At 35.7% G+C, this 6,434-nt stretch carries 5 protein-coding genes; 3 read left to right on the top strand and 2 right to left on the bottom strand.

Going from position 1 to position 6,434, the window contains the following annotated elements; all coding sequences use genetic code 11:
* Positions 1 to 279 precede the first annotated feature (279 nt).
* Entirely contained in the window at positions 280 to 516 is a 237-nt protein-coding gene (locus M1G12_RS09170; protein WP_000152611.1) for a helix-turn-helix domain-containing protein, read from the bottom strand.
* A 96-nt stretch (positions 517 to 612) separates the two neighbouring features.
* Between M1G12_RS09170 and M1G12_RS09165 the strand changes: the two genes are divergently transcribed.
* The 3 genes from M1G12_RS09165 to M1G12_RS09150 are packed head-to-tail and all read left to right on the top strand — an operon-like array spanning position 613 to position 5,488.
* Positions 613 to 1,524 carry a hypothetical protein gene (locus M1G12_RS09165; RefSeq protein ID WP_125410877.1) on the top strand — a complete coding sequence of 304 codons (912 nt, stop codon included), beginning with the start codon at positions 613 to 615 and terminating at the stop codon, positions 1,522 to 1,524.
* A gap of 18 nt (positions 1,525 to 1,542) precedes the next feature.
* Positions 1,543 to 1,974 (top strand): hypothetical protein, encoded by a 432-nt coding sequence (locus M1G12_RS09160; RefSeq protein WP_247949793.1) that lies wholly within the window; start codon positions 1,543 to 1,545, stop codon positions 1,972 to 1,974.
* A 46-nt stretch (positions 1,975 to 2,020) separates the two neighbouring features.
* Positions 2,021 to 5,488, top strand: coding sequence for a G5 domain-containing protein (locus M1G12_RS09150; protein ID WP_282186140.1), 3,468 nt, complete (start codon positions 2,021 to 2,023; stop codon positions 5,486 to 5,488).
* Between the two features lie 69 nt (positions 5,489 to 5,557).
* Here M1G12_RS09150 and M1G12_RS09145 read toward each other — a convergent pair whose 3' ends face one another.
* Complete coding sequence (locus M1G12_RS09145; protein WP_247949792.1) at positions 5,558 to 6,424, bottom strand: cysteine ABC transporter substrate-binding protein; 867 nt, start codon at positions 6,422 to 6,424, stop codon at positions 5,558 to 5,560.
* Positions 6,425 to 6,434 lie beyond the last annotated feature (10 nt).

Here is a 6,434-nt window from a genome sequence, read left to right as displayed (position 1 = left end):
TCAAAAAAGAAAGGACAAATTTCGTCCTTTCTAGATCTTAGCTTTTATTCAACCCACTACAGTTGACAAAGAGCCAAAATCAAAAAGTAAACCAGGAAGCTAGCCGCAGATTGCTCAAAGCACTACTTTGAGGTTGTAGATAAGACTGACGAAGTCAGTCACATATATAATCTAAGGTGAAGCTGATGTGGTTTGAAGAGTATTACTTGGTTTATATTGTGAACAATGATAGGGAGAGTAGATAACGTAGATATTATGACATAAGAATAAATATTAGAACTAGATAAATGTGTTACGAATATTAGAATCGGGAGTTTCTTCGATAAATTCAACGATATCATTTGGAAGACAATCTAAAATCCGACATAGCTTTTCTAAAGTTAGTAAAGTTATGTTTTTATTTTTCTTTAGGCTGTCAAGAGTTTTATTATCAACTCCGGATTTTAATAACTTGTATTGAGAAACTTCTTTTTTCTTCATTGTAGCCCAGAGTGGGTTAAAACTGATTATCGTCATCAACTCCTTTTACTTAATTATAAGAAAAAAGTATCTGACTTCATATTGTGTATATATCCACAATATGATAAAATAACAAGGAAAGGAGACTTATGGATGAATAAGAATGATATTATTTCTCAAGAGGAGAATGAGTTAGATTATTTTTTAGGAATTATTCCGGATGAATCTAAGTCAGATTTGTTTGATGAATGGACTATTTGGGAAGCCTATGTAAAAGGGAGGTTACCAAATAAACATTGGTCTGAAGTTTTTGATAATGGTGCATACCATTCACTTGATGTCATTACTGCAGAAGGCAAAAAATATGAATATTATCCTATCGCTAATCCGCAATCATACCAGACTGTTTTACAAGAATATCTTTTGACAATAGAAGAGTCTAAACGTAGTAGAAACTTAATAGTTGAAGCTGCTATTTGGTCTAAAAGAGTAGAAGATCTGACTAAGTATTTTTATATAGTAGATGGAAAACATGTTTCTCTTATCAACCCGAAATTAAGTGTTTTGGGATGGATTTTCAGAATTTTAGGTTCATTGTTCTTAGTTGCCTATATAGATAGACTTGGTGAATTTTCTAGTTCTGGTTTAGGAATCTTAAGTAAACCTTTTGAATACTCCCTTTGGGTGGGAGCATGGGTTCTGCTATGGTCTCCAATTTATTTTGCTTATCAACGAGTGAAGCATGAAAAACCAATAGCAGATCAAGTAAAAAAACATAAGGATGAAGTTGCTCAAGCTAGAAACTATTGTATGGAGAAATTGAATAGTATTCCATTTGTTTATGCAAGGCAACAAGCAGGGTTAGATATTCATTTTGATGCTTTTGCTTATATGGTTAATGTAATTGATCAAGGTAGAGCCTATGACCTAGGACAAGCGCAAAATATGTATGAAGATATGATGAGGACAGAGCAATTAAATTATCAGTTTCAAGAATTACAAAGAAAAGTTGATTACAATAACAAAATGACAACAATTAATACATTTACAAATTTAATGAAATAATAGATTAGGAGAAATAAGATGTTTGGAAAACCGAAATATGAAAGTGATATTGATAAAACAGTTAGAGATATGTGGTGGGGTTTTGCCATTTTTATAACTGTAATGTACTTTTTAGTCAAAGCAACTTATTATATCGCATTGCCGTTTTATACTTTATTTACTCATTTGTTTGAAGAAAAAGTCCAACAGAAAGAATATCTAAACTGGATGCGATTTTTACCTTTGACTTGGTTTATGAGTGGAGAGACCAAAGAAATGAGACGAGCTGCTGTGAGCTGTACTATACTGCCGATTTCGCTACCTTTATTTTTAATTTTTAATTATCTATATAGTATTAAAGTAATTGGCGATAGCTTTTCCATTTTTATTTTGATTTTATTTACATGTAGCCTAGGAGGCATTATAGGTACTGTTAGAAATTATCGTTTTTCTAAAAAATATATTAGATAGTGTAAGTATGTAAAAATATAATCAGTGAAAAGTCAGGAAAATAAAGATGGATAGACAAAATACTAATGAAAAAAAGACTTTGAAAAAAGGTAGAAGAGGTTGGGTAATCTCAGCAGCAATTGTCGCGCTTTTAGGAATTTCAGCTGGAAAAGTTGTGTTGCAAAATCAATCGAGTCAAAATCAAGGACAATGTGAAAGTGTTACCGTTTCATACTCTTCTTCAAAAGAAAAAGAATACACAACAACTGATACTATTAGAGAAACAGAGAAGAGTTTTCTACCTAAAGTAGATGCCAAAGAGGAATTGTCTAAAGCATTTGTAGCTACTAAAAAAGTTGGTGCTGAAGATTCGATTAAATCTCTCGATAAATCATATGAAAAATTATCAGAAATAACGAAGGTAGAGGAAAAGCTTAAGTCACAGGTAAGAACTGAGGGTGAAGACGCAGTTGAGCAAGTTTCTAAATTAGAAGTAGCGAATAAAGATAATAAAATATTGGAAAAATCTGCTAACCTAACTGAAAAAGTTAAAATAGAAAAATCAACATCAGAAAAAGGGAAACTGGTTGTTCAATCAGAACTGCCATCACTTGTAGTTACAGATGACAAAGGTATTTCAGCTGTTCAACCTAAACTGCCTGAATTGGTAATTATCGAAAAAGGAACTCCTGAAGTTCAGCCTGCATTGCCTGAAGCTAAACCAGAAAAAGATAAGGTCTTAGATAAAAAGGAAGATAAAAAAGAAGTTGAATCGAAAGTGAAAACTCCAATTGTTCCTGAAAACAAAGATCAAACAACTGGTACTTCAACTAAAGAAGAAAAAACTTTAGATGAGAAAACAGAAAAAGTTGATGTTAAACCAACTGAAAGTGCTCCAGCAGATAAAGGTCAAACATCTGGAGGTATTTCTAATAAAGTAGTTGGTGAAACAACAAGAGAAGAAGTTATTAAACCAGCTATTCCAGGAACTCCTGAAGTTCCAGCTCAACCAGCAGAAAATGGTAAGCCTGCTGTTGAAGCTAAACCTGCTGTCCCAGCTCAGCCTGAAGTTAAAAAAGTTGTAACTACTCGAACTGAAGTAGAAACTTCTGTAATTGAACCTGGAGTCCAACATATCCCAGATGCAAATCTTAATGTTGGTGAAACTCAAGTTGTTCAAGAAGGTGTTGCAGGAAAAACAGAAACAACTTACACAATTACCATTGAAAATGGTGTAGAAGTTAGTCGTGTAGCAACAGGAACTCAAACAACTCCTGCAGTTGATAAAGTTATCCATGTTGGTACTAAAACTTCTAAAGAAGTGGTTCGTACTACAAAAGAAGAGGTGGTTCGCACTCCTATTCTTCCTGGTACAGAATACGTTCCAGATGAAAACTTAGATGCTGGAGTAGAAAAAGAGGTAGAAGCCGGACAAAATGGTGAAAAACTTGAAGTTTTCACTGTAACACTTGAAGGTGGTGTTGAAACTGGTCGTACTCTTGTTTCATCTACTCAAAAAGAGGCAAAAAATAGAGTTGTTCATGTCGGAACAAAAGTTGCTAAGAAAAATATTGAAACTGTAACTCGTGAAATTCACAAAATTGAACATAAAGTTACAAGTAATACAAACCCAGATCTTCCTAAAGGTGAGAAAAAAGTAATTCAAGCTGGTAAGGATGGTTCTTATGAACTTGTTACTACAGTTGTAACCACTCCAGATGGTACGGAAGTTTCTCGTGATGAAAAACGAGAAAATGAAGTTCCTGCAGTTGATGAAATTGTAGAAATCGGAACTGGTGAAAACATTGAAACAAGTCGCACTTCTCGAACAGTTGAAGTAAATTACGAAACTGAAGAAGTTAAAGACGAGACCCTTAATGAAGGTAAACGTGTAGTTGAAACAAAAGGTCAAAAAGGATTTTATACAGAAACTACAATTGTTTATGATGATGGTCGTTCTTCCGTAGTTAAAAGTGATGAAGTTAAACCGGTTAAAGAGGTTGTTCGAGTTGGAACTCATAAAGTTTTAACAGAAAATAAAACTCGAGTTGAACGCAAAGCTGGTGAAAACTTCAAGATTGTTGAAGTTAAAAGCGACAAACTCTTCTCTGACCAACGAGTTGTTAAAACTAAAGGTAAAAACGGTGAAATCATCGAAAACTACAAAGACTACTATGAAGATGGTAAACTTGTTAAGAGTGAGCTAATCAATACTGAAACTGTTCCAGCAGTGAATGAAGTAGTCGAAGTTGGAACTAAAGATCGTTACACTTATGCTAACGAAGATAAAGTTCTTACCGCTGAAGGTGAAAAACGAGTTGCTGATCCTGAACTTTTTGAAGGTGATGAACGAGTTGAAGATGCGGTAAATGGTAAAGAAACTTACAAAGTTAAGTATCTAAATGATGAGTATCAAAACCGTACCGAAGTAAGTCGTGAACTTATCAACACAGTTCCAGCTAAACAAAAAGTTGTTCATTATGGAACTAAGAAATTGATGTCTGAAGTTACTGAAGAAGAAACTGAAACAATTTCACACGGTTCTCGTACTGAAAATGATTCTAACCTTTTCGAAGGTGAAACTCGTACTGAAAACGGACGTGATGGATTCAAACGTTATCGTAAAGTTATTTCAGTAAACAATAAAACTGGTGAACGAACTGTTAAAAATCGTGAGCTAGTTGAAATTCAAGATGCAGTTGACACAATCACCTTTAATGGTACTAAGAAAAAACGTGTCGCTGACCCAACAGATGTTGTAGTTCCAACAAGTGATGAAAACTATGACATTGATGGCACTTGGAAAGACGTTAAGAGCCTAGGTGAAAATGGTTTGGATCCAAACAATGAAGATCACCGTAGTGCTAAGTATCTACACGACAATCTTTCTCAAGCTGATAAAGACCGTGTGGCGGTTGATACAACAGATGATGAAGATGAACTTCCTCGAGACAGTGGACTTATCTCAGTTTGGAAAGCATCTCGCCTCTCTCAAGCAGAACTTGATAAGCTTGAACAAATCGTAGATAATCGTAAACTTAATGAACACTTCATGGAACTTCTTAACGAAGAACGTACTCGTAAAGGATTGACTCCTGCAACAATCGCAGCAGATGATAGCGAACTAACTCGAGTTGCCAATATTCGTGCAAATGAAATGGCAGATCATGGTTCATTGCGTTACCAAGGTAAGAAGGAAGGTAAGCACAAACGTCCGGACGGCTCTCGTTGGTCAACTGCTTATGATCCAGAGTTCTATAAACAAACAAATGCAATGACTGAAAATACAGCAGAAACAACATCTGTTTGGGATATTGTAAGTCTTACAAATGAAAAAGCGTTAGCTCACTACTTCTATACTGTATGGAAACACTCACCAGGTCACTATGCAGCTATGATGATGGGTGATGGTTATAGCCCAGCAAACAAGAATGTACAATTCCGTGTTGCTCTTGGGTTCGCAAATCATTCATTGACTTCTGATAATCCAACAAACGTTGTTGCAATAATGGAAATTGCATCTATGATGGACTAGATAAAAAACGAACAAGATAGAGATTCTGATTATCAGAATCTCTATCTTGTTCGTTTTGTTTTTTAAAACTTAGTCAACTTTTCCGCCCTCAACAACCAGGTCATCTGCTTTAGCAGCATCACCGTAGGTTGGGTGAAGTGTTTTTTCATAGGCCTTGTGGAAGAAGTTTTCCTTACCTAATTTTTCAATATCTTTATTGATGAAGTCTAGCAATTCTTGGTTGCCTTTTTGAACTGCTGCCGCAATGGTATCTGGATTACCGAGGGAAGTAATTCCTACTTCAAATCCTTTATTTTCAAGCGCCCAAGCTAGGACTTCAGTATTGTCAGTTGAAAAGGCATCTCCACGTCCGTCAAGAAGAGCTTGGTAGGCATCGCTATATTGGTCGTATTTTTGGAGTTTTACTTCTGGGTGATTTTTCTCAAAATAAGTTTCAGCGGTCGTTCCTTTTGTGACAATCAAGGTTTTACCTTCAAGTTGTTTGACGTCTGTAATGAGACCAGTCTTAGGTGATACGACACCCAGAGAGACTTTCATATATGGAAGGGCAAAATCAACTTGTTTCTTGCGTTCGTCAGTCACTGTAAAGTTGGCAAGGGTAATATCCACCTTGTTTGAAATCAAGTATTCAGCACGGTTGGCAGCATCGACTGAAACGTATTTAACCTTGACACCAAGGTCTTGGGACAGTTGATTCCCAAGTTCGATATCGTAGCCTTGGTAAGAACCGTCATTGTCAACGTAACCAAAGGGTTTCTTGTCTCCAAATACGGCGATTCGTAGCTCACCGCTTTTTTTGATTTCATCGATTGTGCGGGCCTTGGCAGTGGTTTTACCAGACGATGGACCACCGTTTCCACCTGAGCTACAAGCTGTGACAAAGATAAGGGCAAAGGCAAGTGCCAAAACAGTTAAAAGTGGTTTGAGTAGTTTCATAAAAATCTCC

The organism is Streptococcus mitis, from assembly GCF_023110375.1.
In the GTDB taxonomy this organism is placed as follows: domain Bacteria; phylum Bacillota; class Bacilli; order Lactobacillales; family Streptococcaceae; genus Streptococcus; species Streptococcus mitis_CI.
This window is presented reverse-complemented; position numbering and strand designations above follow the sequence as displayed.

Coding starts and splice junctions, on each gene's coding strand:
- M1G12_RS09170 (WP_000152611.1), bottom strand. CDS start 516: ATGACGATAATCAGTTTTAACCCACTCTGGGCTACAATGAAGAAAAAA.
- M1G12_RS09165 (WP_125410877.1), top strand. CDS start 613: ATGAATAAGAATGATATTATTTCTCAAGAGGAGAATGAGTTAGATTAT.
- M1G12_RS09160 (WP_247949793.1), top strand. CDS start 1,543: ATGTTTGGAAAACCGAAATATGAAAGTGATATTGATAAAACAGTTAGA.
- M1G12_RS09150 (WP_282186140.1), top strand. CDS start 2,021: ATGGATAGACAAAATACTAATGAAAAAAAGACTTTGAAAAAAGGTAGA.
- M1G12_RS09145 (WP_247949792.1), bottom strand. CDS start 6,424: ATGAAACTACTCAAACCACTTTTAACTGTTTTGGCACTTGCCTTTGCC.